The organism is Bradyrhizobium sp. CCBAU 65884, from assembly GCF_028128835.1.
GTDB classification, from domain to species: domain Bacteria; phylum Pseudomonadota; class Alphaproteobacteria; order Rhizobiales; family Xanthobacteraceae; genus Bradyrhizobium; species Bradyrhizobium ottawaense.
Window position 1 is genome coordinate 123,757 of the sequence record NZ_LBJU01000117.1, and the last position, 25,073, is coordinate 148,829.

General features: G+C 65.5%; 23 protein-coding genes and 1 pseudogene. 12 read left to right on the forward strand and 12 right to left on the reverse strand.

Going from position 1 to position 25,073, the window contains the following annotated elements:
* The first annotated feature begins 352 nt into the window (after positions 1-352).
* A complete protein-coding gene (locus tag XI03_RS19225; RefSeq protein ID WP_271592934.1) occupies positions 353-1,573 on the forward strand; it encodes an MFS transporter in 1,221 nt (406 codons plus the stop codon).
* Between the two features lie 44 nt (positions 1,574-1,617).
* On the opposite strand, the gene XI03_RS19230 is transcribed toward XI03_RS19225, so the two are convergent.
* From XI03_RS19230 to XI03_RS19250, 5 genes are read right to left on the reverse strand one after another with little or no spacing between them, the layout of a single operon-like run.
* A complete protein-coding gene (locus XI03_RS19230; protein WP_028139804.1) occupies positions 1,618-2,850 on the reverse strand; it encodes an efflux RND transporter periplasmic adaptor subunit in 1,233 nt (410 codons plus the stop codon).
* Between the two features lie 2 nt (positions 2,851-2,852).
* A complete protein-coding gene (locus XI03_RS19235) occupies positions 2,853-5,216 on the reverse strand; it encodes an ABC transporter permease (protein ID WP_271592935.1) in 2,364 nt (787 codons plus the stop codon).
* Between the two features lie 5 nt (positions 5,217-5,221).
* Positions 5,222-5,929 (reverse strand): ABC transporter ATP-binding protein, encoded by a 708-nt coding sequence (locus XI03_RS19240; protein ID WP_028139802.1) that lies wholly within the window; start codon positions 5,927-5,929, stop codon positions 5,222-5,224.
* A 52-nt stretch (positions 5,930-5,981) separates the two neighbouring features.
* Entirely contained in the window at positions 5,982-6,656 is a 675-nt protein-coding gene (locus tag XI03_RS19245) for a methyltransferase family protein (protein WP_038950711.1), read from the reverse strand.
* Positions 6,656-6,907: a DUF2933 domain-containing protein gene (locus XI03_RS19250; protein WP_028139800.1), complete on the reverse strand. Its 252-nt coding sequence runs from the start codon at positions 6,905-6,907 to the stop codon at positions 6,656-6,658. Before XI03_RS19250 ends, XI03_RS19245 begins: the two co-directional genes overlap by 1 nt.
* A 180-nt stretch (positions 6,908-7,087) precedes the next feature.
* Between XI03_RS19250 and XI03_RS19255 the strand changes: the two genes are divergently transcribed.
* On the forward strand, positions 7,088-7,336 hold the full coding sequence (locus XI03_RS19255) for a hypothetical protein (RefSeq protein WP_028139799.1): 249 nt from the start codon (positions 7,088-7,090) through the stop codon (positions 7,334-7,336).
* Between the two features lie 157 nt (positions 7,337-7,493).
* Here the strand turns inward: XI03_RS19255 and XI03_RS19260 are convergent, their stop codons facing one another.
* Both XI03_RS19260 and XI03_RS19265 read right to left on the reverse strand, forming a co-directional pair.
* Positions 7,494-7,889 carry a hypothetical protein gene (locus tag XI03_RS19260; protein WP_271592936.1) on the reverse strand — a complete coding sequence of 132 codons (396 nt, stop codon included), beginning with the start codon at positions 7,887-7,889 and terminating at the stop codon, positions 7,494-7,496.
* Positions 7,886-8,239, reverse strand: a complete 354-nt coding sequence (locus XI03_RS19265; RefSeq protein ID WP_271592937.1) for a hypothetical protein — start codon at positions 8,237-8,239, stop codon at positions 7,886-7,888. Before XI03_RS19265 ends, XI03_RS19260 begins: the two co-directional genes overlap by 4 nt.
* Before the next feature lie 196 nt (positions 8,240-8,435).
* Here XI03_RS19265 and XI03_RS19270 point away from each other — a divergent pair.
* Positions 8,436-9,586, forward strand: a pseudogene (locus XI03_RS19270) (acyl-CoA dehydrogenase family protein).
* Between the two features lie 59 nt (positions 9,587-9,645).
* Here the strand turns inward: XI03_RS19270 and XI03_RS19275 are convergent.
* Positions 9,646-11,814, reverse strand: coding sequence for a putative bifunctional diguanylate cyclase/phosphodiesterase (locus XI03_RS19275; protein WP_271592938.1), 2,169 nt, complete (start codon positions 11,812-11,814; stop codon positions 9,646-9,648).
* Between the two features lie 559 nt (positions 11,815-12,373).
* On the opposite strand from XI03_RS19275, the gene mepA reads away from it, so the two are divergent.
* The 5 genes from mepA to modC all read left to right on the forward strand — a co-directional run bounded on the left by mepA (position 12,374) and on the right by modC (position 16,493).
* Entirely contained in the window at positions 12,374-13,318 is a 945-nt protein-coding gene (gene mepA / locus XI03_RS19280) for a penicillin-insensitive murein endopeptidase (protein WP_271592939.1), read from the forward strand.
* A gap of 318 nt (positions 13,319-13,636) precedes the next feature.
* Positions 13,637-14,140 carry a hypothetical protein gene (locus tag XI03_RS19285; RefSeq protein WP_271592940.1) on the forward strand — a complete coding sequence of 168 codons (504 nt, stop codon included), beginning with the start codon at positions 13,637-13,639 and terminating at the stop codon, positions 14,138-14,140.
* Positions 14,141-14,333: 193 nt separating this feature from the next.
* Positions 14,334-15,119: a molybdate ABC transporter substrate-binding protein gene (gene modA / locus XI03_RS19290; protein WP_271592941.1), complete on the forward strand. Its 786-nt coding sequence runs from the start codon at positions 14,334-14,336 to the stop codon at positions 15,117-15,119.
* A gap of 13 nt (positions 15,120-15,132) precedes the next feature.
* A complete protein-coding gene (modB, locus tag XI03_RS19295) occupies positions 15,133-15,828 on the forward strand; it encodes a molybdate ABC transporter permease subunit (RefSeq protein WP_028139792.1) in 696 nt (231 codons plus the stop codon).
* 2 nt (positions 15,829-15,830) lie between these two features.
* Positions 15,831-16,493, forward strand: coding sequence for a molybdenum ABC transporter ATP-binding protein (modC, locus tag XI03_RS19300; protein WP_038973544.1), 663 nt, complete (start codon positions 15,831-15,833; stop codon positions 16,491-16,493).
* Between the two features lie 104 nt (positions 16,494-16,597).
* On the opposite strand, the gene XI03_RS19305 is transcribed toward modC, so the two are convergent.
* Complete coding sequence (locus XI03_RS19305) at positions 16,598-18,391, reverse strand: potassium/proton antiporter (protein WP_271592942.1); 1,794 nt, start codon at positions 18,389-18,391, stop codon at positions 16,598-16,600.
* A 206-nt stretch (positions 18,392-18,597) separates the two neighbouring features.
* Between XI03_RS19305 and XI03_RS19310 the strand changes: the two genes are divergently transcribed.
* From XI03_RS19310 to radC, 3 genes are all read left to right on the forward strand, one after another.
* Positions 18,598-19,914, forward strand: coding sequence for a mechanosensitive ion channel family protein (locus XI03_RS19310; protein WP_271592943.1), 1,317 nt, complete (start codon positions 18,598-18,600; stop codon positions 19,912-19,914).
* A 185-nt stretch (positions 19,915-20,099) separates the two neighbouring features.
* Entirely contained in the window at positions 20,100-20,918 is an 819-nt protein-coding gene (gene map / locus XI03_RS19315; RefSeq protein WP_028144405.1) for a type I methionyl aminopeptidase, read from the forward strand.
* Between the two features lie 96 nt (positions 20,919-21,014).
* Positions 21,015-21,728: a RadC family protein gene (gene radC / locus XI03_RS19320; protein ID WP_097668968.1), complete on the forward strand. Its 714-nt coding sequence runs from the start codon at positions 21,015-21,017 to the stop codon at positions 21,726-21,728.
* A gap of 34 nt (positions 21,729-21,762) precedes the next feature.
* Here radC and XI03_RS19325 read toward each other — a convergent pair whose 3' ends face one another.
* Positions 21,763-22,875, reverse strand: a complete 1,113-nt coding sequence (locus tag XI03_RS19325; RefSeq protein WP_152036322.1) for a hypothetical protein — start codon at positions 22,873-22,875, stop codon at positions 21,763-21,765.
* A gap of 293 nt (positions 22,876-23,168) precedes the next feature.
* Here XI03_RS19325 and XI03_RS19330 point away from each other — a divergent pair, with 293 nt between their 5' ends.
* On the forward strand, positions 23,169-24,143 hold the full coding sequence (locus XI03_RS19330; protein ID WP_271592944.1) for an AraC family transcriptional regulator: 975 nt from the start codon (positions 23,169-23,171) through the stop codon (positions 24,141-24,143).
* A 15-nt stretch (positions 24,144-24,158) separates the two neighbouring features.
* Here the strand turns inward: XI03_RS19330 and XI03_RS19335 are convergent, their stop codons facing one another.
* Both XI03_RS19335 and XI03_RS19340 read right to left on the reverse strand, forming a co-directional pair.
* Positions 24,159-24,479: a hypothetical protein gene (locus XI03_RS19335; RefSeq protein ID WP_038947424.1), complete on the reverse strand. Its 321-nt coding sequence runs from the start codon at positions 24,477-24,479 to the stop codon at positions 24,159-24,161.
* A 152-nt stretch (positions 24,480-24,631) separates the two neighbouring features.
* Complete coding sequence (locus XI03_RS19340) at positions 24,632-25,006, reverse strand: hypothetical protein (RefSeq protein WP_028143810.1); 375 nt, start codon at positions 25,004-25,006, stop codon at positions 24,632-24,634.
* Positions 25,007-25,073 lie beyond the last annotated feature (67 nt).

Sequence of the window (25,073 nt, forward strand, 5' to 3'; positions counted from 1 at the left end):
GGCTCGTCCCGGGCATTTGCGTTTTGGCCGGGACCCGGCGAAACAAAAATATCGAAAACAACCCCATGCACAGTAGGCGAAGGCTTGTCTGGATTGGAGTTTTCGATTTTTAGAAATCAATTTGACCCATCGGGCAAAACAGTGGCACGATGGCATTGCGCAATTGCGCATCTGAGAATCCATCGTACAGCAGGCAACACGGAGAGATGGATTCCGGGTTCGCGCCAAGTGGCGCGCCCCGGATGACGACGGGTTACGAAAACGCGCAGCCGCCAGCCTTGCCCTCCGCCGTTTGATAGGCCACCATCCCTCCCGCGCCTCACCAACAAAACCAACAGCGCTGAGGAAACGCATGAGCAAGGCATCACGCTTCGACTATGGCTGGGTCGTTGTCGCCGCGGGTGCGCTGATGACTTGCGTCGGGTTCGGCACGATGCTGTCCCTGGCGGTGTTTCTGCAGCCGATCTCGGAAGCGATGGGCTGGTCGCGCGCCGGAGTGTCGGCGGCGGCGACGCTGGATTTCCTTTGCATGGGCGTGGCCGCGTTCCTGTGGGGCGCGCTATCGGACCGGTTCGGTACGCGCATCGTGGTGCTCGCGGGAAGCGTTCTGCTGGGGCTCGGTCTCGTCACGGCGAGCCAGGCGACAAGCCTGTGGCAATTCCAGCTTTGCTTCGGCGTGCTGATCGGCATTGCCGCCGGCAGCTTCTACGCACCGATGATGGCGCTCGCGAGCGCGTGGATCGAGACAAACCGCAGCCTTGCGGTGGCGCTGGTTTCCGCCGGCATGGGCGTGTCGCCGGTGACGATCGCGCCGACTGCGAGCTGGCTGATCACGGCCTATGACTGGCGCACCGCGATGCTGGTGATCGGCATCGCTTCGTGGGCGCTGCTGATCCCGGCATGCTTCCTGGTGCGTCCGGCGCCGGTGGCGGCGGGCGCCGCCACGGCAGACGCAACACCGGAGGTCGAGCTGACCGCGGCGCAGGCGCTGCGCACGCCGCAATTCATCGCGCTCGCGGCGGCGCATTTCGCCTGCTGCGCGGCGCATTCCGGCCCGATCTTCCACATGGTGTCCTATGCGATGGTGTGCGGCATCGCCCCGCTCACGGCGGTGACGGTCTACAGCGTCGCCGGCGTCTCGGGCCTCGGCGGACGTCTGTTGCTGGGCGCGCTGGCCGATCGCATCGGCGCGAAGCCCGTGCTGGTCGGCGGCCTGCTCGTGCAGGCGATGTGCATCGCGACCTATCTCGCAGTGGCGCAGCTCGGCGAATTCTACGCGCTCTCGGTGGTGTTCGGCCTCGCCTATGGCGGGGTGATGCCGCTGTATGCGGTGCTGGTCCGCGAATTCTTCGGCGCGCGCATCATGGGCACCGTGTTCGGCGCGGTGTCGGCCTTCGCCAGCCTCGGCATGGCGCTCGGGCCGTGGGCCGGCGGGCTCGTGTTCGACAATTTCCAGCGCTACACGTGGCTGCACGCCGGCTCCTTCGCGATCGGGCTCGCCGCCGTCGCGGTGGCGCTGAGCTTCCCGACGAAACGCAGGCCATCGCTCGACCTGGGCCGCGCTGCGGCCTGACACCTGCATATCGCTCTCCTCGGTAGCGTGCCGGCGCGGGCCCTCTACTCTCTTTGCGCGATCCTAGTTTCATCGGAGATCCGGTCACTTGGATGCAGCACGACGCGGTCTCCGGCAACGAGACCCGAGAGAACCTCCGCGAGGCGGTTGTTGCGGTGGCCGATCTGGACGAGAGTCGTCCGGGCCCGGCCGTTCTGGTCGACAAAAACGGCCCACTGATCGCCTCTCCGGAACAAAGCGCTTACCGGCACGGACAGGGCGTCCTGGGCGCTCCATGTCGTCACATGCACAACGACGCGATAGTCGTGTCCGAGCGAGGCCCAATTCTCTGGCGGGTCGCTGAAATCGATGGTGACCCGGACCCGCTGTTCCTCGATACCCAGCGCCGAAACCTTCAGGAAGCCGGCGGGGTCGACACGGACCACCTTGCCCCTGATCGGCTGCCCGCCCCAGCCGTCGATCCGCACGGGCGCGCCAACCTTGATCTGCACGGCATCGATCGACAGCAGGTCAGCCACAACCTCCAGATCGAGCGGGTTGCCGATGTCGATCAACGACGTCCCGGGCAGAACCGTCGCCTCGCTGTCCTGGATGATCTTCAGCACCCGTCCGCTCGCCGGCGCGAGCACGCGGACGCAGCACATCGGCTCCGCTGACGGCGCGGCATTGGCAGGGTCCATCAGCCGCGCCGCAAGACTGGTGCGCACTGCGCGACGCATCTCGATCTGAGCCTTCGCACTAGCCAGGGCGGCTTCGTTGGTGGCGACCTCGAATTTCGCCTTGTCGAAGGCCTGAGCCGAGGTGGACTGCGTCCGCAGCAGCGTCTGCGCCCGCTGGAACTCGGTCCGGGAGAAGTCCAGCGCGGCCTCGATCCGCTTCACTTCGGCCTCCTGCTGCTGAATGGCCGCATCGGCAGCCAGCACTTCGGCCTGAAGCTGGTCGCGCGAGCGCACGTCGATGAATCCCGGCAGCGTCGGCTGCATGAGAGCGACGACGGTCTGGTTGGCGGTCACCTCGTCGCCGACGTGAAGCGAAGGTCCCTGCTCGCCGAGCGGATGCGAAATCCTGAGGACCTTTCCAGCGATGGGCGCCGAGACCGTGTAGACGTGGCGAACATGCGTCTTGCCGTCATCGTCCGCGGTAACTTCGATCGGACCCTTGGCCAGGGTTGCGAGATCGACCAGAACCGGGCGCGGCCAAGCAAACCAGGCCAGCCCGCTCGCGATGGCGGCTAGAAGCGCAGCGCCGATGAAACGTTTGGTCCAGTTGGCCGACATGGCTAGTCTCGCGTCTTGAGGACCGCGACGAGGTCCAGTTTGTCGATGCGTTCGCGGATGACCGCGGCGGAGGCGACGGCAGCCAGCACCACGACGGAAGTCGCGATGACGTAGGTGGAATGCTCGACGACGAGGCGGACACGCATCAGCTCGCCGGCCAGATTGGACTTCATCACCCATGCAAGCCCATAGCCCATCACCCAGCCCGGCGGCTGCGCTATCAGGGTGAGGATGGCGAGTTCGAGCAGGAGGATGCGCAGCACCTCGCCGCGCGTGAAGCCAAGCACGCGCAGGCTCGCCAGCTCGCGCGCCCGTTCGGACAGTGAGATTCGGGCGTTGTTGTAGACCACGCCAAACGCGATCACGGCGGCGAGACCGGTGTAGATGCTCGCCATTGTGGTGACGAGCAGTGCGACCGTCTTGCGGAAGTTCGCGAGCGAGACACGCTGCAGCGCCACGCCGCCAACCGTCGGCATGGACTTCACCGCCGCGTAGAAATCCTCCCTCCGGCTCTCGTCGAGGCTGAGGTTCACACTGCTCACGACCGGCGCTTCACGCATCAGCTTGCGGAGCGCCCCAATCTCCATCATTCCCCTGATGCCGAAATAATCTTCGACCGTCGCCACGACCGGCGTCGTGACCGTGCGACGGGCGCCCTCCAGCATATCGAGTTCGACGGTGTCACCGGCGCGGACGCCGAGGATCTGAGCTAGCATGCCGGACAGCGCAAGGCCCGTCTCGGGCAGCGCGACCGGATGAAGGTCGGCGTCGATGATACGCCGCAAGTCTGCATCGGCGGGCCGGCCGCTGATCATGATCCGGCGTTCGACGTTGCCGTGGCGAATCCGGACGGGCACCTCTCGGAACGGTTCGGCCGAGAGAACGCCCGGCAGTCGGCTCACCTGCTCCACCACGTTCGCGATGCGCTTCTCGGCAAAGCCGATGGTCGCATCCTGCCGGTCGGCGAGGAAGTAGGTTACGTCGATCAGGTGCTCCATCGAGTCGCGCGTGAACAACGAGACGACCAGGATGGCCGTGGCCAGCGCCATGCCAAGCGCCGTGAACGCGGCGCGCGCAGGATGCCGCGCGATGTTGCGTATCATCATGAGCGTCGGCTGCGATACGATCTGGTCGAGCTGAATGCTTGCCGGCAACAGCCGCCGATAGACCGGCGGCGCGGGCGGTTGCATTGCAACGGCCGGCGGCAGCTTGACCACGTCCCGCAGCGCTCGCAGCGCGCCGATGGCAGCGGCAGCCGCGCTGAGCGCGCCGGCGGTGACGTACAGATCCGGCGCCTTCGCGAATACCAGGAACGGAAAGTGGAAGAAGTCGCCGAACAGGGCGGTGACGCGCAATCCGAGCCAGGTGCCGGCGACACCGCCCAGGAGAATTCCGGTCGCAACGATCAATGCCACGAACTTCAGATAATGCAGCACGACGCTGCGGTCCGAATAGCCGAGCGCCTTGAAGAGGCCGATCTGTTCGCGCTCGAGCGCGACCAGCCGGGTCAAAGTGAGGTTGACCAAGAACGCGGCCACCAGCAAAAAGATCGGTGGCAACGTGCGGCTCATGTTGTTGAGCATGTCGAGTTCATGATCGAGCCAGGCGTGCGAGGTCTGGTCCTTCCGCCCATGCGCCGCCTGCCCGCCATACGGGTCGAGCAACGCGTCGACCCGCGCGATCACGTCGCGCTCCGACGCCCCAGGCTGCAGCTTGACTGACACCGCCGAGAAAGCGCCATCGAGATCATAGACACTGGCGAGCGACTTCTCCGACATCCAGACGATGGCGTAGCGGCGATCGTCCGGCATCAGATCGCCAGGGCCGACGGTGTAGACGAATTCGGGTGACAACGCGGTGCCGACAATCACGAGTTCGCGCTTCTTGCCATTCAGGATGGCCGAGAACCGCGCCCCTTCCGAGAAGCCGTGAGCCCGGGCGAACGGCTCGTTGACGACCACCTCCTCCGTCCGTCCCGACTCCGGGAACCGTCCGGACCGCATGTAGAGCCGGTTCAGATGCGCTTCGCCGTTGTCGGGCAGCGAGACGAACTGCGCGCTGGCCGGCTCCGAGAAGCCGGGAATGTCCAGCAGCGCCGGCTTAGCGATACGAGCATCGACGGCGGCGACGCCGGGGATCTCGCCGATCCTACCGGTGAGCGCCTTGGGCGCGCGCTTCGCTTGAGCGAACACGTCGGCGAAGCCGTAACGTTCGTAGTATGCGATCCGGGTTTCCTCGAGCGAGCGATGGGAGCCGACCGCGAGCACCAGCGTCGCAACGCCGCCGCCGACGACCAGCGCGACGGCGAGCACCTGCGCCCAGAGCCTTCTGACGTCGCGAAACAGCTTGATATCGAGCACCGTCATGGCCGTCACCAGGTGAGCTCGGCGGCTTGCCGCCGTCTCTCGTTGTTCTGAATCCGGGAGATCCGGCCGTCAGCGAAGAACAGCACCCGGTCGGCAACCTCCTGAATGCTGGCGTTGTGCGTGATGATGATAGTGGTGGTGCCGAGCTGCCTGTTCACCCCGAGCAGCGCTTCGATGACCCGAATGCCGGTCTTCGAGTCCAGCGCCCCGGTCGGCTCGTCGCACAGCAGCACGGCCGGTCGCTTCGCGATGGCGCGGGCAATTGCGACGCGCTGCTGCTCGCCGCCGGAGAGCTGGGCGGGGAAGTGATGCATCCGCTCTTCCAGTCCAACCAGTGCGAGGGCCTCGTCGGGCCGCATCGGGTCCTGGGCGACTTCGGTCACCAGCGCAACGTTTTCATAGGCCGTAAGGCTCGGCACCAGATTGTAGAACTGGAAGACGAAGCCGATATGGTCCCGGCGATACCTGGTCAGTTCGCGATCTCCGAGATCCGTCAGGTCGAGGTCGCGGAAGAACAGCCTGCCGCTGGTCGGGCGGTCGAGACCACCCATGATGTTGAGCAACGTGGTCTTGCCGCTGCCGGAGGGGCCGAGCAGCACGACCACTTCCCTCTCGGCGATTTCGAGGCCGACATCGTTGAGGGCGTGAACCATCACCTCGCCGGAGACGTAGGTCTTGGTCAGGGCTTTCGCGGTGAAGACAGGCTCGCTCATCGACGTCCTTTCGAGCCTCCATCGTCATCCGACGGAATCTTCCTCCCCAAAGTCAGCCGAGACGATAGCCGCCGGAAGAGCCGCGGCCGAACAGCCGACGGGGATGGGGTATGAAGGCCGGGACTTCCGAAGCGTACTTCGCGTAGGCCTCGCCGAATTCGGCCCGGGCGTCCCGCTCCTCGTCTCGAGCGAGCTTGACGTACATGACGGTCAGGACGGGAAACATCGCCAGCGTGAGGATGGTCGGCCACTGCAACAGGAAGCCGAACATCACCAGCACGAAGCCGACATATTGCGGATGCCGCACGTAGCTGTAGGGGCCGGACGTCGCGAGTCTTCGGGTCTGCTGCGCGTCGTACAGCACCCGCCAGGCGGCAGAGATCAGGATGAACCCCGCACCGATGAAGATGAAGCTCAGGACGTGGAACGGTCCCGCGTGCGGATTGGTCTTCCAGCCGAACATCATCTCGAGGAGGTGGCCGGCATCATGCGAGAACCAGTCGACATTCGGGTAGCGCGACTGCAGCCAGCCCGACAGGAAATAGATGGTGAGCGGGAAACCGTACATCTCGACGAACAGCGCCACCAGAAACGCGCTGAACGCGCCGAAGGAGCGCCAGTCGCGCGGCGTCTGCGGCTTGAAGAAGCTGTAGGCGAACAGGATGAACACCGCCGAATTGACGATGACGAGGCTCCAGAGACCGTAAGCTGGCGCGGTGTCGTGCATCACGCGCTCCCTCGATCGTTCGGCCGGCCGCCATGATGGTGCCCGTGTCCGCCATGCATGAAGATATGCATCAACGGACAGGCGAGGAGCGGCAGCCAGACCAGGAGCCCGAGCACATGGGCCCGATGCTCGGTGAACAGGAGCGCGCCGCCGATGACCAGGAACCCCGCCAGGACCAGCCCGGCCTTCGCTTTGGTGGACATGCCCTCCTGCGGGCGTTCGCCATACCCGAAATGGTTTTGGACGGTCATGATACGCTCCAGCGATCGATACAGCATAGGAGCACCGCTGCCGTCATTGTTGACGCAGATCAACGGCTCATCGGTCCTGAGGGGCGGCCCTGGCCGCGCCAGGGTTCCGATTTGCGATTTCTCAAGATGGACTTTTCGCAGCAGCTTATCGTGAGGCTTCCGCAACCAGGGAGAACGACCATGATCACCAAGAAGCTTCTCGCCGCCGTCGGCGTGGTTTCCCTGCTGGCTGTTCCGGCAATGGCCGATAGCACCGACAAGGAAAAGAACGGTCATCACTACAGCGGTGGCCCCAAGACCGAAGTACCGCATCACATGGGCAAGAAGACAACAAGCGGCTCCTCGGCGAAGACCAGTTCGGGCGGTCATCATTACACGGGCGGACCGAACACCTCGTCGCCGCATCACATGGGCGACAAGACAAAGTGAATCTGTCTAGCGCCGGCCTGTAATGGTCTCAGGCTGGCTGCGACACCAGCCGCCGCCAGAGAGCTAACACAGGCGACACTTTATGGTCCGGATCGCTTTCGGAGCGCAGCCGGCGGACGAGGCCGCACCGCTGCCGCCGCGGGCCCGGGATCACCGATCAATTCACCGCTCGCAGCGCGGCCGTGAAGGCGGCGAGATCGGTTCGTGCCGTCTCGTCCGGTGCCCATCTCGGAAGGTCAGCAAGCTGCTCGATCACGCGGGCCCGATCCTGCGGCAGCAGGAATCTCGCCCAGACCTCGCGCGTGTCGCGGATAGCGGCGGCGACCAGACGCGCGTTGGCGGATTTGCCCGCGCCCTGGATCGCCGCGCAGACGGTGCCCAGGATGAATTCGGCGGCGCTGCGGCGGAAGCCCGTAAATCCCTCCTGGCGGATGCGGGTGCGCTGCTCCGGCGCAAGGCTCGCCATGAACAGCTCGCCCGCAACCGCCTCGCGCGCCATTCCGCGAATGACGAAGTTCATCGCCGCCGCGTACTGATCGCCATAGTCGGTCATGTTGCGCTGAAGCGTCGCAAGATCGGGCTGCGCCCCCGGCTTCGAGCCATAGAGCGCGAACAGCTTGTAGGTCGCTTGGCGGCGTCCATCCAGTCCATCAGCCAGCTCATGTCGCTCGCCTTCGCCGGCGGCAGCGCCCCCAGGGCCTCAACATCGAAGACGCGGCCGAGCAGCGCGGTGGTCTCCGGCCGGGTCAGGTCGGGTCGCTCCCCTTTTTTCGCAACGCCTTCGACGTAGACCCGGAACATCCGCGCGGCCTCGCCCACGGCGGCGGCATCACGGGGCCCATCCTGCGCCAACGCCGGCGAAGCGAGCGCGAGCAGGACGATGAGGATTCTGACGATCGGCATGGGCAACCTCATCCGGCAAGATACGCGGTGCCGTTCGCGGCGATGGCGGTTGTTGGTCGCGAGGCGCGCCGCCGAGGTTCACGGCCGGGCCTTCTTGCGGCGGCGCGCGCGAAGAGGGCCGCAGCTTGATCCTCCCCGTCAAATAGACCACCATCCCGTCCTCACCGCTCACGACAGAAGGGGCGAGGAAACGCGAATGTCGGAGCTTCCCGGACCTGATCTCGTCGAACGTGCCCGCGCCATCGCGCCGCTGATGGCGCGCGAAGCGGACGAGATCGAGCGGACACGGCGGCTGACGCCCTCCGTGGTCGCGGCGCTGATTGAGAACGGATTCTATCGCGCCCTGCTGCCACAGAGCCTGGACGGAGCGGAAGTCCCCATCGAGATCTTCATGCAGATGCTGGAGGAGATCGCCAAGGCCGATGCCTCCACCGCATGGTGTCTCGGCCAGTGCAGCGTCTGCGCGATGATCGCGGCCTCGCTCGACCGCGATGCCGCGCAGGAGATCTTCAACGAAGGCCGCGGCATCCTGGCCTGGGGCGCGATCGCGCACGAGGCGCGCGCGGTCGCGGGCGGCTATCGCGTCACGGCGCGGTGGGATTTTGCCTCCGGCTCCCGGCAGGCGAGCTGGCTGGGGGCGCATGTGCGCATCCTCAGCGCTGACGGGGCGTCGCGCAAAAATGCCGATGGCTCGCCGGAGGTGCGGACCATTCTGTTTCCTGCCGCAAGCGCGACGCTGCACGACGTCTGGCAGGCGATCGGGCTCGCCGGCACCGGCACCGATTCCTACGAGGTGAGCGACCTCTTCATCCCCGAGCGCTTCACCGCGTTCCGCGACGTGCCGTCAGGCTTGCGCGAGACGGGGCCGCTCTACAGGATCGGCACCGGCTCTGCCTTCAGCCTCGGCTTTGCCGCGGTATCGCTCGGCGTGGCACGCGCGACGCTGGATGCAGCGATCGCACTGGCGCGCGAAAAGCGCCCCTCGCTGACGGCCGGCGCGATGCGCGACAACGGGGCGGTCCAGGGCCTGATCGGCCGCACCGAAGGCGATTTGCGCGCCGCGCGCGCCTATCTCTACACCACCGCGACTGCGATGTGGCGCGACCTCTGTGCGACCGGCGAATTCGGCGCAGCGCACCGCAGCGCGGTTCGCTTGGCCGCGACCTGGACCATTCATCAATCAACAAAGGTGGTCGACACCGCCTATCACATGGCCGGCGCGACCGCGGTGTTTCGCAGCAACCCGTTCGAGCGCCGGTTTCGCGACATGCACGCCATCCCCAGCAGATCCAGGCGCGGGATAGCCATTACGAGGATGTGGGAAAGGCGATCGTGGCGGGAGGTTGAAGGCCAATCGCAACGACGGTGAGCTCCCTCGCCCCGCCCTTCGCGGGGAGAGGTTAAGTTCACGCCACCAGCGCGGCATCCTCGTCTGCGCCATCGATGCCGCGCTGCGCGGCCAGCAGGCTGATGATCTCGGCGTTGGGCCGGGCCTTGCTGAACAGGAAGCCCTGGCCTTCGTCGCAGCCCTCGGTGCGCAGGCAGCTGAGCTCGGCTTCGGTCTCGACGCCCTCGGCCGTGATGATGACCCCGAGGCCCTTGCCGAGGCTGACGATGGAGCGGATGATCGCCTGGGCCTCGCGGTTGGCCCCTAAATCGCGCACGAAGGACTGGTCGATCTTGATCTTGTCGAAGGGAAAGCTGCGAAGATAGCTGAGGCTGGAATAGCCGGTACCGAAATCATCCATCGAGATGCGCACCCCGAGCGCGCGCAAGGCATGCAGCGTCGCCAGCACCTGCGCGCTCTTCTCCAGCAGCAGCGTCTCGGTGATCTCGAGCTCGAGTCGGCGCGGCGGCAGGCCGGAATGCTTCAGCGCGTCCGTCACGATCGAAAGCAGATTGCCGCTGCGGAACTGCAGCGGCGACAGATTGACCGCGACACGGACGTCGTCCGGCCAGGTCGCGGCGTCCAGGCACGCCCGGCGCAGCATCAGCCCGCCGAGCGGATTGATCAGGCCGGTGTCCTCGGCAACCGGAATGAACTCCGCCGGCGAGATCATGCCGCGCTCGGCATGCGGCCAGCGCACCAGCGCCTCGAAGCCGGTGATGCGGCCGCTCTGGAGGTCGATTAGCGGCTGGTAATAGGGGCGCAGCACGTCGTTCTGGATCGCGTCGCGCAGCTCGACCTCGATCTTGCGGCGGCTCTGCGCTTTCGCATCGAGCGCGGCCTCGAAGAAGGCGAAGGTGCCGCGCGCGTCCAGCTTGGCGCGCGACAGCGCCATGTCGGCGCTCTTGAGCAGCTTTTCGGAATCATCGCCGTCGCCCGGCGCCATGGCAATGCCGATCGAGGCGCCGACCACCACGGAATGGCCGTCCAGCAGATAGGGATCGGCGATCGCCGCAAGCAGACGTTTGGCCAGCATCACCGCGTCCTCGGGACGCGCCAGGCCGCTCTGCACGATCGCGAACTCGTCGGAATTGAGCCGCGCCAGCGCGTCTTCCTCGCGCAAAGTCGAGCGCAGCCGCTTGGCGACGCCGCGCAGGAGCTTGTCGCCGACCGCATGTCCGAGCGTGTCGTTGACCGACTTGAAACTGTCGAGCCCCAGCATCAGCAGCGCGACCTTGTCGGTGCTGCGCCGCGTATGCAGCAGCATCTCGTCGACCTGCTGGCGCAACAGGCTGCGGTTGGGCAGGCCGGTCAGCCCGTCGTGCTGGGCCATGAAGGCGAGCCGCGCCTCGGCGCGCTTGCGTTCGGTGATGTCCATCAGCGCGAGCAGCACCGCCGGGCGCTCGGCATAGGTCAATTCGCGGAAATAGATCGCAAGGTCGATCAGCGCACCGTCGGCCTTGACGTGCTTCCAGGTGCGGCCGGCCTGCTCCTCGCCGGTCGGGTCGGCGGTCCAGGGCGGCTCGCTGTCGAAGGCCTGCAGGGAGCGGATCTTCAGTCGCTCGAACTCGGCGCGGCTGTAGCCGTAATGCGCGACCGCTGCGTCGTTGACGCCGAGGATGCACTCGTCGTCCAGCGCGCAGACGATCATGGGCACGGGATTGCCGTCGAACAGCAGGCGGAACGAGGCCTCGCGCTGCTTCAGCTCGGTGATGTCGACGCGCAGGCCGACGACGCCGCCATCGTCGGTCAGGCGCTCGTCGATCAGGATGACGCGGCCGTCCGACAGCTTCTGCTCGTGGCGCGCGCCGGGCTGATAGAGCCTTTGCAGCCGCTCGGCGATCCACTCGTCCTCATGGCCGATGGCCTCGGGGTAATCGCCGCGGGCAACGCCGATGCGCAGCGTGTCTTCGAGACGCGCGCCCTCTTCGAACAGATCGGCGGTCTTGCTGTAGATCTCGGCGTATTTCTTGTTCCAGAGGACGTAGCGGCCCTCGGCATCGAGAAACACGATGCCCTGCGGCAGGATGTCGACGGCCTGGCGCAGACGCTCATGGGATTTGCGCGCGTCCGCGATCGCAGCTTCCGCCTCGGCGCGGCTGCGCAGGACTTCATCGCGTTCCGAAAGAGCTCGCGGCGCGCGCGCGAAGCGTCGCTTGCGCGGCGATTGGCCAGCCCGGGCAAGCACGCTTTGCTTTCGTTTCCTTGTTTTTCGAGACCCCAAACCCAACTTCACTCGTCCCAGTCGCGCCCTGTGGCCGCAAGTCTTTGGGCACAAGTCTTGGGGCAAGTGTCTGAAAAAAAAGTAATCTTGGGTGCCCGCGCCAGCCAAGGCACCGACTTGCGAGCACCGAGAGCCCGGCTCTGGTGCCTGTTTACGAGGCGCAAGCAGGCCGAGCGGCGCACCAGACCTGAGTCTTGGTCGCAATCGAAGAGAGCGGTGGTGCAAAAACGCGCGCTCTCCATGAATCAATTCCGGGCGCGGGTCCGATTGCATACGGGATGGAAACGAACCCGGTTCCGCGCACGAATTTTGGTCAATGCAGGATACGGTTATTGCACCATTAAGAATCCGGCTGGCCCCGCGAAAAAACTACGACTTTTGGACAACCTTGTTGGATATGACATCGTCATGCCCGGACGCGCCTTCGCGCGGGGGCTGCGGCCGTCAAGACGCTGTGAGGTCGTCCGCCGCAGCACAGCCCGATTCTTACCCCCGACGCCGTGTTGGGTTATAAGGGCTGCGCATGAGTCCCCGCCGCTTCGCCCCTCTCCTGCTCGTCATGACGCTCCTGGCCGCCGGCGGCGCGCTGGCCCAGGACAAGGGCAGCGTCAACCCGAAGCCGTTGCCGCCGCTCGCCAATCCCAACGACCCCGATCTCGCCGCCAAGGAGCTGTTCGCGCGCAAGCTGCTGCCGGCGAAGGGGGCGGCCCATGTCATCGGCTCCTACACCAAGGGCTGCATCGGCGGCGCGGAGCAGATGCCGCTCAACGGCGACAATTGGCAGGTGATGCGGCTGTCGCGCAACCGCAGCTATGGCCACCCCGAGATGATCGCGCTGATCAAGCGGCTCGCGGCCAAAGCGCGCAAGGACGCGGGATGGCCGGGCATCCTGGTCGGCGACATCGCCCAGCCGCGCGGCGGCCCGGCACTGTCGGGCCATGCCAGCCACCAGATCGGTCTCGATGCCGACATCTGGCTGACGCCGATGCCGGACCGCCGCCTCTCGCGCGAGGAGCGCGAGGACATGTCGGCTGTGATGATGGTGCGCCACGACCGGCTCGACGTCGATCCAAAAATGTTCACACCTGGCCATGTGCTGGTGCTGCGCGACGCGGCGCGGGAGCCGGCGGTGCAGCGCATCTTCGTCAACGCCGCGATCAAGAAGGCGCTGTGCCGCGAGGCCAAGGGCGACCGCGCCTGGCTGTCGAAGATCCGGCCCTGGTGGGGCCACGACTACCACTTCCACATCCGCATGCACTGCCCGCCAGGCGCCGGCGAATGCGAGGGCCAGCCGTCGCAGGCCGAGGACGAAGGCTGCAAGCCCGCCGATCTCGCTTATTGGTTCTCCGACGCGGTGCTGCACCCCAAGCCGCCGCCGGAGCCGCCGAAGCCGAAACCGCCGATGACGCTGGCGCAGATGCCGGCGGCGTGCAAAGCGGTGCTGCACGCGGCGGATGCGAAGCCGTAAGGTACGCTGTCGCCCCAGCCACCACTGTCGTCCCGGGGCGCGAAGCGAGCCCGGGATCCATAACCACAGGCCGTGGTTATAGCGGGAGATTGTCACTCCGAGTCTTCGCCAAAATGCAATCCTGTGGCTATGGATCCCGGGCTCGCGCTACGCGCGCCCCGGGATGACGAACTCGTTGGTTGGTTCGTGTCGCGACAATGCGCTACGGTCGCCTCGCCGCTCAGCCGTAAGCCGCGGCATCCCGGGACGCGCCTCCCTTATCAACAAGACCTGACCGCAAGCCTCGCACTGGTCGCGTGGCCAATGATGGGATTTCACATGCGCGTCCTCGCCTTCCTCGCTTCGCTCTCGTTCAGCGCAACCTCCGCCCTCGCCGCTGAAGAGCCCAGCGGCTGCGACAAGTTCAAATGGCCGATCGAGCGGGAGCGCGCTGCGCTCACCGCGCCGGACCGCGCGACGCTCGCATCGGGCAGCGAGCAGGCGAGCTTGCCGTCCTCGGCCATCACGCTGGGGCTGGCGGCCTCGAGCGAGGCAAAACTGCCGACGCCGCCGGAGCGAGCGCCCAAGGACGGCACTTTTGCCGGCTTCACGAGCATCAAGTCCGCCAAGCCCGGGCTCTACACGATCAGCCTGTCCACCGGTGCCTGGATCGACGTGGTCCAGGATGGGCATGTCCTGAAGCCCTTGGCCTTCAGCGGCGCGACCGATTGCGGCGGCATTCGCAAGACCGTGAAATACGAGCTGTCGGCGCAGCCTTTCGTGCTCCAAATCGGCGGCGCCAAGGAGGATGCGGTCGCGATCGCGATCCTCCCGGTTCAATAGCGCTGTTTGCCGGACAAACGGCCACCCTTTGACCTGCGGCGCCAGCCTGCTATCTTCTGGCAGCGATATCCCTGCCGGCCGTAAGCCGCAGCTGGGCCCCGTGGAGCAGCGCTTCCACCCGTCGCGACCTGACCCACCAACGCCAGACCTGTGCGTGCATCTTGCGCGCGCGGACTCGCACGGAGCGCTCCCCATGTTACGTATTTCGGGGTTTTTCACCGCCCTCGTGATCCTCGCAAGCGCGAGCCTTTCGCCGGCCGCCGCCGAGGACAAGACCATCACCGTGTTCGCCGCGGCCTCGATGAAGAACGCGCTCGACGAGATCGACGCCGCCTACACCGCCAAGACCGGCGTCAAGTTCTCGGTCAGCTATGCCGCAAGCTCGGTGCTGGCGCGGCAGATCGAGCAGGGCGCGCCGGCCGATGTGTTCGTCTCCGCCGACACCGACTGGATGGATTACGCGATCTCCAGGAAGACCATCAACGAGTCCTCCAGAGTCAATCTGCTCGGCAACAGCATCGTGCTGATCGCACCGAAGGATTCCAGGATCGACAACGTCACCATCACGCAAGGTTTCGACCTCGCCAAGCTCGCCGGCGACGGCAGGATCGCGACCGGCGACGTCAAGTCGGTGCCGGCAGGCAAATACGCCAAGGCCGCGCTCGAGAAGCTCGGCGCATGGCAGGCCGCAGAGCCGAAATTCGCGATGGCCGAGAGCGTGCGCGCCGCGCTGACGCTGGTGGCGCGCGGCGAGGCCAACCTCGGCATCGTCTATGCCACCGACGCCAAGGTCGAGCCCGGCGTCAAGATCGTCGGCACCTTCCCCGCGGAGTCGCATCCCGCGATCATCTATCCGGTCGCCGCGACCATGACGGCGAAGGACGGGACCAGCGGCTATCTCACCTTCCTGCGCTCCTCGGCCGCCAAGACCATTCTGGAAAAATACGGCTTCAAGTTCCTCGTCAGCCCGACAATCTGATATTCACCATTTGATGTTCGACATCTCTCCCGCCGAATGGACCGCGATCCTGCTCTCGCTCAGGGTCGCGATCATCGCAACGCTGGTCGCGACGCCATTCGGCGTCGCGCTGGCGTGGCTGCTGGCGCGGCGCGACTTCTGGGGCAAGTCGATGCTCGACGCGGTGGTGCACCTGCCGCTGGTGCTGCCGCCTGTCGTCACCGGCTATCTGCTCTTGCTGACGTTCGGCCGCCGCGGCCTCGTCGGCGGCTTCCTCGCCGAACATCTCGGCATCGTCTTCTCGTTCCGCTGGACCGGCGCGGCGCTGGCCTGCGGCGTGATGTCGTTTCCGCTGCTGGTGCGGCCGATGCGGCTGTCGATCGAGGCGATCGACCGCCGGCTCGAGCAGGCCGCCGAGACGCTCGGCGCCGCGCCCTGGAAAGTGTTCTTCACGGTGACGCTGCCGCTGGCCCTGCCGGGCGTGCTCGCCGGCATGGTGCTCGGCTTTGCCAAGGCGATCGGCGAGTTCGGCGCCACCATCACCTTCGTCTCCAACATTCCCGGCGAGACCCAGACGATTTCCTCGGCGATCTATTCGCTGATCCAGACGCCGGACGGTGACGCCGCGGCCGGCCGGCTCGTGATCGTCTCGATCGTGCTGGCGCTGGGCGCACTGATCGCCGCCGAATGGTTCGCTCGCCGCGCTACGCAGCGCCTGCACGGGAATTGACCATGCTGCGCGTCGATGTCGAAAAACAACTCGGTGAATTCTCGCTCTCCGCATCCTTCACCGGCGAAGGCCGCGTCATCGGCCTGTTCGGCGCCTCGGGCGCCGGCAAGACGTCACTGGTCAACATGATCGCGGGGCTGCTGCGGCCCGACCGCGGCACCATCGTGCTCGACGGCGAAACCGTCGACGACACCGCGGCCGGCATCCATGTCCCGGCCTGGCGCCGCCGCATCGGCTATGTGTTCCAGGATGCGCGGCTGTTCCCGCATCTCAACGTCGCGCAGAATCTCGACTATGGACGGCAGATGAACCGCTTGGCACCGGATCCGGCGCAGCACAAGCGCGTCATCGACCTGCTCGATATCGGCACCCTGCTCGGCCGCCGCCCTGGAAAGCTCTCCGGCGGTGAGCGCCAGCGCGTCGCGCTCGGACGCGCGCTGCTGGCAAAACCGCGCCTGCTGCTGCTCGACGAGCCGCTCGGCGCGCTCGACGAGGGCCGCAAGCTCGAGATCCTGCCCTATCTGGTGCGGCTGCGCGACGAAGCCAACGTGCCGATGGTCTATGTCAGCCACGACGCCGCCGAGCTGCGCCAACTCGCGACGCAGATCGTGATGCTGAAACAGGGGCGGGTGACGAGTTTTGGCGGGGTGAAGGTGCTGGCATGAGGGGCATGCAGCGCTTGTTTGGGCTGCGCTGGCGCAACACCCACCGTGTCGTCCCGGCGTTCGCCCGGACGACACGGGAGATTGTTGATCCGCCGGCAGCTCGCTTAGACCCCCGCCACCGACGTCCACACATCCGCGAGCTTCTTTCGCAGCGCCTGTGCGCGCGTCAGCGGCGGTGGCGTCTCGTCTTCCTCCGGAAGGCGCAGCCCGACGACATTGACGCGGCCGCCGGAAATGCTGCGCGCGACCAGAACGATCTCGTCCAGCGGCAGCTCGGCGCCCTCTTTCGGGGCGCGGTCGAGATGGACGTCGAAATAATCGGCCAGCGTCAGCTTGCCCTCGTCCTCGCCCACCTTGACGCCGTAGATCTCGGCGAGTTCGGCCAGTGTGTGCTCGCCGGAGACCATGAAGTCGCCGAGCAGATGCGGATCGGGCGCCGAGCCCGGCTGCATGTCGACGAAGAAGCGGTCGAGCGACTCGGCCTTTTCCGGCGGCGCCAGCAAATAGATGTAGTCGCCGGGCGCAATCGGGTCGGCTTCCGTCGGTGTCAAAATGTTCTCGTTGCGGATCACCAGCGTCGGCTTGGACCAGGACGGGATCAGGCCGCGGCGGAAATACAGGCTCTTGGGCCGCACCGGATAGCCGACCAGCTGCTGCTCGAGCTGCCCGGGCAGATCCAGCTCGACACGGCGCGGACCGCGCTCGGCGCGCGGCAGAGCGACATGCAGCTTGCGCGCGGCGGGTGCCAACGTCCAGCCTTGCAGCAACAGCGAGATGATGACGACGACGAAGGCGACGTCGAAATAGAGATAGGCCTTGGACAGGCCGACCAGCATCGGGATCGAGGCCAGGAAGATCGCGACGGCACCGCGCAGGCCGGTCCAGGCGATGAAGATCTTTTCGCGCCAGTTGAAGCGGAACGGCGCCAGGCACACGAATACCGCGATCGGCCGCGCCACCAGCATCAGCACGAAGGCGACCCCGACCGCCGGCAGCACGCTGGCCCCTAACCGGCTCGGCGAGACCAGCAGGCCGAGCAGCACGAACATCACGATCTGCGCCAGCCAGGTCGCCGCATCGAGGAAAGCCACTACCGAATTGTGCGCGCGGGTCGGCCGGTTGCCGATGATGATGCCGGCCAGATAGACCGCGAGGAAGCCGGAGGCGTGCATGATCTGCGAGCCGCCGAAGATCACCAGCGCAGCCGTGGTCACGAACGGCGCGTGCAGCCCCTGCGGCAGCGCGACCTTGTTGAGCGCGATGACAACGAGCCGTCCGCCGAAGACGCCGACCAGGGCGCCCAGCACCGCCTCCTGGATGAACTCCATCGCCACATGGCTTGCGGAGCTCGATCCCAGCGAGATGTATTCGACCAGCATCAAGGTGAGGAAGATCGCGAAAGGGTCGTTGGTGCCGGATTCGGCCTCCAGCGTCGCGCCGACGCGCGGGCGCAGACGCAGGCCCTGGGTGTGCACCAGCAGGAAGACGGCGGCGGCGTCGGTCGAGGCGACCACGGCGCCGACCAGCAGCGACTCCGTCCAGTTGAGGTCGAGCGCGTATTTAGCGAACGGCGCCGTGATCAGCGCGGTCAGGAGCACGCCGACGGTCGCGAGTACCACGGACGGCGCGAGCACGGTACGGATGCTGGCAAAGCGCGTCCGCAGGCCACCGTCGAACAGGATCAGGGCCAGCGCCACAGAGCCGACCAGATAGGTGGTGCGGACGTCGTCGAACTGGAGCCGGCCGGGGCCGGAATCGCCCGCGAGCATGCCGATCACAAGGAAGACGAGCAGCAAGGGCGCTCCGAAGCGCAGCGCAAGCAGGCTCGACAGGATACCGGCCATCACGAGGACGGAGCCGAGCAATATGGCGATGCTGACGGAGTCGAGAGAGGCCATCCACCTTCCGGTTCAAAACAGCTGGAAGGGCATCCATATCGTCGCGGCCCTGGCACGCCAACCCATTTCTCCCGCTCGCGGCAATCTGCCCGCATTTTACGGCCTTAACGCCCATCACATGCCGGTGTATCGATGGCCCGGCCGCGCCCTTTGTGGGATTCTGCGGCTCCCTCGAATCAATTCCTCCCCGCTTGCCGACGAGACCGATGGACATGGACCTCAAGGACTTCATGGAGTTCGTGCAGACCACCGCGCGCAGCGTCGGGGCGGAAATCTCCTCGCCCTGGTTCTACCTGCAATTCGGCCTCATCCTGGCCGCAGCCGGTATCGCCTATGCCGCGGAGACCGCGATCCGCAACCGGGTCGACATGACCGCGCTGACGATGCGCTGGCCGCTGCCGCTCCGGCACTTCGCCCGGGTGATGGTCTCCAGCGCCTCGACGGCGGTGTTCACTTTGCTCGTGATCATCTCGCGTGTGGTGATGTACCACGCGACCTGGCCGAGCCGCTCCTATCTGCTGATGGTCGCCGCCAAGCTGGGCTTCGCCTGGCTCGTGATCCGGCTGGTGACCTCGGTGCTGCGCAATGCCTTCATCGTCCGCCTGGTGTCGATCACGGCGTGGCTTCTCGCCGCGCTCTCGATCCTCGGCCAGCTCGATACGACGGTCGACCTGCTCGATTCCTACGCGATCGTGCTCGGTGGTCTCAGGCTGACCCCGCTGCTGGTCCTCAAGGCCGGCGCGCTCCTGCTGATCGCGCTGTGGCTCACCAACATCGCGAGCAATTTCGCCGAGAGCCGGATCAACGCAACCACCGACCTGACGCCGTCGGTGCAGGTGCTGCTGGTCAAGATCATCCGCATCGGGCTTCTTGCCATCGCAATCGTCATTGCGCTCGGCGCGGTCGGCATCGACCTGTCGGCGCTCGCGGTGTTCTCCGGCGCGGTCGGCGTCGGCATCGGTATCGGCCTGCAGAAGATCGTGGCCAACTTCATCTCGGGCATCATCCTGCTCGCCGACAAATCGGTGAAGCCCGGCGACCTCGTCACCATCGGCGACAATACCGGCCGCATCAGCGCGATGAAGACGCGCTATATTTCCGTCGCCGCCGGCGACGGCCGCGAGTTCCTGGTGCCGAACGAGGATCTGGTGACGCAGAAAGTCGTCAACTGGACCTATACCGACAAGAACACGCTGGTGAAGATCGCCTTCGGCACCAATTACGACGCCGACCCCCGCCTGGTCACCAAGCTCGCCGCCGAGACGGCTGCGGCCCATCCGCGCGCGACCAAGGGCAAGCCGCCGAACTCCATCCTGACCGAGTTCGCGGAAGCCGGGATGAAGTTTTCGCTGACCTTCTGGATTGCGGACCCCGACGGCATGGACAACGTCAAGAGCGACGTGATGCTGGCGCTGTGGGACGCTTTCAAGCGCGAGGGCATCCGGGTTCCCTACCCCGTCCGCGAAATCCGCGTCCGCGGCGGCGCGCTGCCGGTGGAAACCACCGTAGAAGTCCCGAATTAGGCCCGCTTTCGGGCGCAAGAGGCGGCAAGATCCTTGTTTTGACGCGTTTTCTTCACACGAACCGGTAGCCACGTCGCTCGAAAACGCGCTCCCTTGGCTTGCACGAAGGCCCGCAATCATTAAATTGGGGCCTGAAATCAAGACTTTCCGCCGATATCGAGCCCACCTCAGAAGATTGCGCCCGCATGAGCTACGTCGAAGCCTCCGATACCTCCCTGCGCAAGACCGGACAGATCAAGCTGCATGGGCCGAGCGCCTTTGCCGGCATGCGCAAGGCGGGCGCGCTGGTAGCGAAGTGCCTCGACGAGCTCACCGACATCGTCGGGCCCGGGGTGCCGACCGAGCGCATCGACGAGTTCGTCCGCGACTTCGCCTTCAGCAACAATGCCTATCCGGCGACACTGATGTATCGCGGCTATCGCTACTCGACCTGCACCTCGCTCAACCACGTGGTCTGCCACGGCATGCCCGGCGACCGTCCGCTGAAGGAAGGCGACATCGTCAACATCGACGTCACCTTCATCGTCGACGGCTGGTATGGCGATTCCAGCCGGATGTATGCGGTCGGCCCGATCGCCCGCAAGGCCGAGCGGCTGATCGAGGTAACCTATGAAGCGATGATGCGCGGCATCGCCGCCGTGAAGCCCGGCGCCACCACCGGCGACATCGGCTACGCCATCCAGAGCTTCGTCGAGCCGCAGGGCATGAGCGTGGTGCGCGATTTCTGCGGCCACGGTCTGGGCCGCATGTTCCACGACGAGCCGAACATCATTCATATCGGCCGGCCCGGCGAAGGCGTGCAGCTCAAGCCTGGCATGTTCTTCACCATCGAGCCGATGATCAATCTCGGCAAGCCGCATGTGAAGATCCTGTCCGACGGCTGGACTGCCGTCACCCGCGACCGCTCGCTGTCGGCACAGTTCGAGCACTCCGTCGGCGTCACCGCTGATGGCGTCGAGATCTTCACGCTGTCGGAGCGGCACGGCGAGAAGCAGATCGGGTGAGCTTTCGGGACGTGCCTGCTGGGCAATTACCGATCGGCGCGCCGGCGCGCAATTGACGGTTGCAAAAACGGAGGTCCCCGGCGATGCTGGCGGCCGATGCCCGCCAAGCCGGACCAGGACAAGAGCAAGCTTGAGGACGCGCCGCATTATCTCGGCCATCGCGAGCGGCTGCGCGAGCGCTTCTACAATGCCGGCGCGGATGCGCTGAGCGACTACGAACTCCTGGAGATGGCGCTGTTTCCGGCACTGCCGCGACGCGACACGAAACCTCTGGCCAAGGCGCTGATCAAGTCCTTCGGCTCGTTCGCCGAGGTCGTGCACGCGCCGGTGGCGCGCTTGCGCGAGGTTGACGGCATCGGCGAGGCCGCGATCAACCAGCTCAAGCTGATCGCGGCCGCCGCGAGCCGCGTGACCAAGGGCGAGGTCAACAGCCGCAACGCGCTGTCGTCCTGGAACGAGGTGATCGATTATTGCCGCTCCAGCATGGCTTTTGCCGACAAGGAGCAGTTTCGCCTGCTGTTTCTCGACAAGCGCAACCAGCTCATCGCCGACGAGGTGCAGCAGACCGGCACCGTGGACCACACCCCGGTCTATCCGCGCGAAGTGATCAAGCGCGCGCTGGAATTATCGGCGACCGCCTTGATCCTCGTGCACAACCATCCGTCCGGCGATCCCTCGCCCTCGCAGGCCGACATCCAGATGACCAAAGCGATCATCGACATCGCAAAGCCGCTGGGGATTGCCGTGCACGACCACATCATCGTCGGCAAGAGCGGCCATGCCAGCCTGCGCGGGATGCGGTTGATCTGAGGTCAACGCGGGTCGGATCAGCCTGCACCGGCCCTCAAAACCTGACCGTTAATCCGCCACCCGCGTAATAGCTTGTCTCGGCCTGGTATTTGACCCCCGCTGGCGTGCTCGCGCCTCCAAAGCCGAACGGGAGCACGACAGCCGGGGCTGAAACGCCAGGGACCTTGTTATCGTAGTTGAGGCCGCCAAAGGCCCGCAACGCCCAGCTCGGCGCCAGCTTGATGTTGACGCTGGCTTCGGCATTGGCAACGAATGCGGTGGTCGTTGCACTGGACGTTGTGGCAGAGAAGGTCGGGGCGAAAAAGGGCACCCCGCCCACGAAGACGTTGACGGAGTCCGAGCCCGTCAGCGATACCCGCCGCATGGCGAGCCCGGCGTTGCCACCGGCCACAAATGTCAGCCAATCCGTCACAGGTACCGAACCAGACAGGCCGGCGCGGGCTCCCCAGTCCGTCCAATCGAGCTTGGTGTCCGCGTCATAGCGGACGGACGCAGTGCCGCCGAAAACGAGATTGGTTTCGGACAACGTCTGAGAGTTGCGGGACTTGCCGCCAAACACCGCAAGCGACGGCGTAATGGTGACGCCGCTCACTTTGAAATCTGTCGCGTACCGCCCGCTGACTTGCCAACTCGAATAGCTGGTACCGAGCGTGCTGGAAACGACACATGATGTGCCGGCGCCGCAAGCGACCGAGCCCGCGAAGTTTGTGATCCCGCCAACCTGCGGCAGCGAATATCCCGATCCCAATGTCGACACAGCCGTAGCGGCTTGCGAGGCGGTCGCGTTGACATAGGACCCGCTGAACTCGATCCGCCCATTGGTGCCGATATTCGACAGAGACACACCGGGAGGCAAAACGAAGCCCAATCCGCCGGAGATGCCATATCCGGTTGCCCGCGGGTCATATGTATTTGCCGCGGATATCCCCGATCCCGGGGCGACCGGCAACAGACGAGTGCCGATATCATAGGTCGGCAGGCGGATCGACTGCGCTGAGCCGTCAGCCCAGAAGTAGACCCCGCCAGCCGTGCTCGCGGTGGCCACCCCCGGCGCCTTGATCGGAATATCTGCGGCAAGTACAGGCGCGGAAGTTGCCGCCACCAGTCCGGTTGCGATGATCGATAGCCGAATATGCCGATAAAGCACTGAAACCCCTCAGATGAACATGCCTTCGACGCCAAGGCATCATTTCGGCAAGATTCTAGGTGAGGTGCGGCGAGACTGTCGTCGCTTATGACGAACGGTGCTGTAGCGGTTTGCGTATTCTCGCCCCTCAATATCCATGAGCTGCACTGTTGAGGCTTCCGTGCAACATAACGGCGCGACACCGCACCGAGGTGCTCTTTTACGAACGGAATTATTGCTTTTCGCGAATAGCGCTTGGCACCAAGTTCCAATATGCTCGATGTCGCCAGCCCTCACTGCGGACTCCAATGTAAATGCAGAGAATCTCGTTTGACTCCGCCGATCTTCCCGGCGACGAGCGGCTGCGCAGAGATCGCTGGGTCGATTCACTGTCATCCGATTACGTGCGTCTGCGCGCCGACGCCAGGCCCAACGTGCCCTTCGACGGCCAGCTCAAGATCATGCTGCTCGGCCAAGCCGCGATTGGTCGCATTTGCGGGACCGTGCAGACCATTTCGCGCGGAGCCGCGGAAATCGCCATCGAGAACACCGACAATGCCGTGCTTCTGCTCAATAGCGGAACGGACGAAATGCTCGTTGAGCAAAGCGGCAAGAGCGTTGCCTGCACCGCCGGTGCTGCGGTGCTTATCGAACAGTGCGTGCCGTCGACCATCAATGTAAGTGCGCAGCATCACTGCAATTTCATGGCAATTCAATTGCCGCGCCAGCAGCTGCGTGGCCAGACGTGCAACGTCGAAGATCGATTCATGACGCCGATTCCGGCATCGGCTTCGGCGCCGGCGCTGGCATACGCTTACGTCGAGACGCTGCTGAAGCTATCCGGCGCCGCGGAGCAAGCCGATATCCCGCGTTTTGCCGCCGACCACATCGCCGATCTCGTCGTGGCTGCAGTGGCCCTCAAGACCTTGCATCAGGAGACACAGGCGCCGAGTTTGCGAGCGGCTCGTTTTGAGACCGTCCGGCGCGAGCTTGATCGCAATTTCATGATGCCCGGCTTTTCCTTGACGGCGCTCGCACGCCGCCTTCTGGTTTCGCCGCGCTATGTGCAGGCGCTCTTCTCCGAAGCCGGAACGTCGTTCACCGATGAACTGACCACTCGCCGCCTGATGCGGGCTCACGAGATGCTGGCGTCGCCGCACTACGCACATATGAAGGTCATGGACGTCGCCTACGAGTGTGGATTCCCGACAGTATCGCACTTTCATCGCATTTTCCGGCGCCACTTCGATGCGACACCAGGCGAAGTGCGCGACAGAGCGATCACATAAGTCGCGCTGGCCGGCTCAGTAGCAATACCTGTGATCGACCCGGACGTAGTAGCCGTCCGGCCTCTGCATGTAGCAGCCGCGTTGATAGGCGTAGTAGCCGGAGCGGCGGCGCTCGCCTTCGGAGGCGATCGCGGCGCCCGTGCCGGCACCGACGACGGCACCGATGGCAGCCCCCCTGCCTCCGCCGAGCGCACCACCGAGGATCGCCCCGCCGACGCCGCCGATGATCGCGCCGCCGATGGCATCCTGGGCCGCCGCCTCATGCGCCGGCACCGCCATCGCAACCGTCAGACAGGCCGCGATTCCAAAACTTCCAATGCGAAGACCTCGAAGCATGCTCGCCCTCCCTGTGGTGGAGGGAGTCATAGCCCCGGGCGAGGATTCGGGCCAGACAAATTGCCGGCACGGCGGCCCGCGATGGCCGGAGGCGCGGCGCGAAGACGGCTCAAACCGCCCCGCGTACGATGCACCGGCCGGCCGATTGGACGTCAAGCATCGACCCAGCGCTGCACGGCCTCGACGGTATCGGCGGGCGTGGTGTTGAAGCAGATCGCAGCGTCCGGCGCGAGGCGATGGACGAGGTTGAGCACCTTCTCGAACAGCACGAGGCGCTCCTTCGGCTCGCGCAGGCCGGCGCCGATCACGATGCAGTCGAAACGCTCGTCGCGCAGCGCCGCCGTGACGCCGGCTTCCGCGGTGGCGTCGAGATCAATCAGGCAGCTCGTGACCTCGAAGCCGAGATCGCGCAGGCGCAACAGCTGCGCCTCGATGTAGGTTCGCACGAGTTCCGGCGTGAGCTGCGGGAATGCGCTGTAGTCGGCACTGCCGGGTTCGATGCCGATCGCGAGGACGCGTTTGGCCATGCCGGATCTCCCAACGAAATCGCCTCTTCCGTCAACGAGATGCCCGGTCTGCAGGTTCCGCCTCCGC

What these genes read in the sequence shown, in the direction of transcription:
- XI03_RS19260 (WP_271592936.1), bottom strand. Translation starts at nt 7,889, where the DNA reads ATGACCGACTATGGCGATCAGTACGCGGCGGCGATGAACTTCGTCATT.
- radC (WP_097668968.1), top strand. Translation starts at nt 21,015, where the DNA reads ATGCCCGCCAAGCCGGACCAGGACAAGAGCAAGCTTGAGGACGCGCCG.
- XI03_RS19285 (WP_271592940.1), top strand. Translation starts at nt 13,637, where the DNA reads ATGCGCGTCCTCGCCTTCCTCGCTTCGCTCTCGTTCAGCGCAACCTCC.
- XI03_RS19340 (WP_028143810.1), bottom strand. Translation starts at nt 25,006, where the DNA reads ATGGCCAAACGCGTCCTCGCGATCGGCATCGAACCCGGCAGTGCCGAC.
- XI03_RS19310 (WP_271592943.1), top strand. Translation starts at nt 18,598, where the DNA reads ATGGACATGGACCTCAAGGACTTCATGGAGTTCGTGCAGACCACCGCG.
- XI03_RS19240 (WP_028139802.1), bottom strand. Translation starts at nt 5,929, where the DNA reads ATGAGCGAGCCTGTCTTCACCGCGAAAGCCCTGACCAAGACCTACGTC.
- map (WP_028144405.1), top strand. Translation starts at nt 20,100, where the DNA reads ATGAGCTACGTCGAAGCCTCCGATACCTCCCTGCGCAAGACCGGACAG.
- XI03_RS19245 (WP_038950711.1), bottom strand. Translation starts at nt 6,656, where the DNA reads ATGCACGACACCGCGCCAGCTTACGGTCTCTGGAGCCTCGTCATCGTC.
- modB (WP_028139792.1), top strand. Translation starts at nt 15,133, where the DNA reads ATGTTCGACATCTCTCCCGCCGAATGGACCGCGATCCTGCTCTCGCTC.
- XI03_RS19335 (WP_038947424.1), bottom strand. Translation starts at nt 24,479, where the DNA reads ATGCTTCGAGGTCTTCGCATTGGAAGTTTTGGAATCGCGGCCTGTCTG.
- XI03_RS19265 (WP_271592937.1), bottom strand. Translation starts at nt 8,239, where the DNA reads ATGCCGATCGTCAGAATCCTCATCGTCCTGCTCGCGCTCGCTTCGCCG.
- XI03_RS19330 (WP_271592944.1), top strand. Translation starts at nt 23,169, where the DNA reads ATGCAGAGAATCTCGTTTGACTCCGCCGATCTTCCCGGCGACGAGCGG.
- XI03_RS19230 (WP_028139804.1), bottom strand. Translation starts at nt 2,850, where the DNA reads ATGTCGGCCAACTGGACCAAACGTTTCATCGGCGCTGCGCTTCTAGCC.
- XI03_RS19225 (WP_271592934.1), top strand. Translation starts at nt 353, where the DNA reads ATGAGCAAGGCATCACGCTTCGACTATGGCTGGGTCGTTGTCGCCGCG.
- modA (WP_271592941.1), top strand. Translation starts at nt 14,334, where the DNA reads ATGTTACGTATTTCGGGGTTTTTCACCGCCCTCGTGATCCTCGCAAGC.
- XI03_RS19250 (WP_028139800.1), bottom strand. Translation starts at nt 6,907, where the DNA reads ATGACCGTCCAAAACCATTTCGGGTATGGCGAACGCCCGCAGGAGGGC.
- XI03_RS19305 (WP_271592942.1), bottom strand. Translation starts at nt 18,391, where the DNA reads ATGGCCTCTCTCGACTCCGTCAGCATCGCCATATTGCTCGGCTCCGTC.
- XI03_RS19255 (WP_028139799.1), top strand. Translation starts at nt 7,088, where the DNA reads ATGATCACCAAGAAGCTTCTCGCCGCCGTCGGCGTGGTTTCCCTGCTG.
- XI03_RS19235 (WP_271592935.1), bottom strand. Translation starts at nt 5,216, where the DNA reads ATGACGGTGCTCGATATCAAGCTGTTTCGCGACGTCAGAAGGCTCTGG.
- mepA (WP_271592939.1), top strand. Translation starts at nt 12,374, where the DNA reads ATGAGTCCCCGCCGCTTCGCCCCTCTCCTGCTCGTCATGACGCTCCTG.
- modC (WP_038973544.1), top strand. Translation starts at nt 15,831, where the DNA reads ATGCTGCGCGTCGATGTCGAAAAACAACTCGGTGAATTCTCGCTCTCC.